The sequence below is a fragment of the Spirosoma sp. genome (assembly GCF_048594605.1).
Lineage (GTDB): Bacteria > Bacteroidota > Bacteroidia > Cytophagales > Spirosomataceae > Spirosoma.
In genome coordinates, this window is the sequence record NZ_JBMDWV010000354.1 from 1 (window position 1) to 2463 (window position 2463).

General features: G+C 43.6%; 3 protein-coding genes. 1 reads left to right on the top strand and 2 read right to left on the bottom strand.

Annotated features, from left to right (window positions below; translation table 11 throughout):
• Window positions 1–319: DUF5077 domain-containing protein (locus ACOJS8_RS21395; protein WP_420150589.1), on the bottom strand; the 319-nt coding region annotated here is incomplete at its 3' end.
• Window positions 320–536: 217 nt separating this feature from the next.
• On the opposite strand from ACOJS8_RS21395, the gene ACOJS8_RS21400 reads away from it, so the two are divergent.
• On the top strand, window positions 537–1004 hold the full coding sequence (locus tag ACOJS8_RS21400; protein ID WP_420150590.1) for a hypothetical protein: 468 nt from the start codon (window positions 537–539) through the stop codon (window positions 1002–1004).
• A gap of 81 nt (window positions 1005–1085) precedes the next feature.
• Here ACOJS8_RS21400 and ACOJS8_RS21405 read toward each other — a convergent pair.
• The coding region (locus ACOJS8_RS21405) for a hypothetical protein (RefSeq protein WP_420150591.1) at window positions 1086–2463 on the bottom strand (1378 nt) is incomplete at its 5' end.

A 2463-nucleotide genomic window follows, 5' to 3' on the forward strand; every position in this document is an offset into this window, starting at 1 on the left:
ATTCGCCCGCCAGGTAAGAAGTATCTCTGCCATTGATGCTGACCTTCTTGACATCGCCTAAAATAGATACTGATAACTGAGCAGCAGCGCCGGCTTCGTTCTCCAAACTAACTTCCAAAGATCCGGGCTTCGTTACCCTTATATAAGAAGTAAACCCTGTATGATCCTCCCGCCACTGCGTAGTACCATTATTTCTGATACGCAAACTGTTGGAGCGTTCCAAGATCCAGGCATTACCACCCACCGGCAATAGTACCGACTGACTATGGACATTACTTACCCAAAAAGATAACCAGCAAAACAATAGTAGTTTATTCATAAAAAAATGATTTAGGGCTACAACAAATTTATTGATATCGTTACGCAAAAAACTGCTCAATCGTTTGCATAAAAGGGATCCGGCATTACGACGTGTGTCCAAAACTCTTAAGCTATCAACCGGTACCACTTCAATTCGATCTGGTAACGACGTGAACATCACAATATTCAGTAAAAAATATACTTTCGTTGCCAAATCATCATATTAAACTTCAACAATGAAAAAACAATTCACCTTGTCCGCCGTCCTGCTCCTCTTAACTTTTTGCAGTACGAATTTGTTAGCGCAGAATGAAAAGCGCTACTCGATAGAAATGAGCTTCAACTTTAATGGGAAAACAGTCAAAACCGCGTTAGCCTCGGCCAGCTACAGCATTAACAGGGAACTGTATGAAGAAGACAGTTCTTACGCGCCCAAAAAATATATTTATTATTCTGCCACACCCATCAAGCTGGAGAAAGATCTGTTACTGGCAATTAAAGACAAAAAAGCCAGCTACGATATCCTGATTACCATGACCGACAATTACGGTAAGGAGGCAAAAAAAGAAACGCTGTTAAAAAAGGCGATCATTTCAAGTATTGCTGAGTCTTACTCACCCTATGCTTATGATGCAGCAGGCTCCATCAGACTGGGAATTAGTGCAGCATCTATTGTTTTAGATGGCGTGGAGTTAGTTCCGTAGTGTTATACCGTATCAACAAAAATCCCGGCAATCAACTTTTGCCGGGATTTGCTATTTATTTTAATGCTTATCTGGAAAGATTTACTCCATTTTCTCTTCGAGATGCGCAATCTTACCATCCGCAGTCATTCCCTGGATCACTACCCTGAAGGCATCTGTCACATCATTATTGTAAAATGAGATGACCGCCTGTTTGGTACGGGGATCAATAGTGACATTGGGGTTCCAATATAGTGTGGTCCTAACATCTCTGTCGGCTCCGGGTGCGGGTTCTGTGGTTAAATACTTAGGCGAATAGAACGTACGGATATTGCTATATCCTTCCACTCTCGCGCTGGGTATGCCTGCGCCTGGTTCCCGCTTCACATCATTACCTCTTCTGGTATAAATCGCGATCGCGCCGTTACTTCCGTTAAAACCGCCCATGAACGGAGGTCTAAAAGCTTTAATAAACGCCACATCAGTAATATTAATCGACGATACCATATTCACATCTGACGGCATCTCATCTACATATAGTTGTGGACTGCCTCCCCGCCAGCTCAAGGAAGCGCCTGCGCCCTGCCCCGAGATCTGCAGCCCTGCAACTTTACCCTGCAGGTACGTAAATATATCTCCAACCATTGCAAACTTATCGTTGATAAGATCGAACTTGATTGCATCACCACCACTGAATAAGCCCGACGAATACTTTTCATCCATCTGCTCAATTAAAGGTTTTGCTTTCGCCTGGATGGTAACCGCCTCTAATTCCTTATACTTACTCCGGCTCACATTGGCTATCCACTCTGCCGAGAGTTGCAAATGTCTCCACAAACCAGTTGTATCGGGGAAGAGTGCCTTGTTGTCAAACTTTCCAACGGGAGGCGTTCGCAATTTATTGGGAAGAAACAATGCTGTAGCTCCCTTAATATTTTTATCCTGGAACTGGTAATATACCTGGGCAGTATCAAACAGAATCACCGACGGATCATTAAAAGTACCATCTCTTTGCACGGGAACCAGCAACATTTTATTCTGCTGATCTTTTTGTGTCAGGATCATCATGGCGGCTGATCCGTCGCCTATCGAACCCGGCATAATACCTGTAACCGTCCCGGACAAAGACATGTAAGTTGTATCCCTGGGGTAATTAATCTTAGGCAGAGTGCCAGCAACTATCTGTTCCCAGTTAATTCTTCGCCACCCGTTGGTAAGCATTACCAGGTCCAGCTTTTGTTGCTTATCCTCAGACGGGTTATTAAAATACCAGGATGCGTTATTTACCTTACCCTTGAGTTCACTGGTAAGCATTAGCGTAGACAAAATATTATCACTGGTATCGGCGTCAATACTCAGGTCGGTAACCGATACAGACAACGAGGACGCTATGTTCTCCGGAACTGTTATTTTGACTTCATCCCTGGCCCTGTAACTTAAGCCCCACCGAACTACTTCCATTTCAGGCTTAAAAATATAA

Excerpts from the sequence above, each read along its gene's own strand:
- ACOJS8_RS21400 (WP_420150590.1), top strand. The coding sequence starts at position 537 with ATGAAAAAACAATTCACCTTGTCCGCCGTCCTGCTCCTCTTAACTTTT.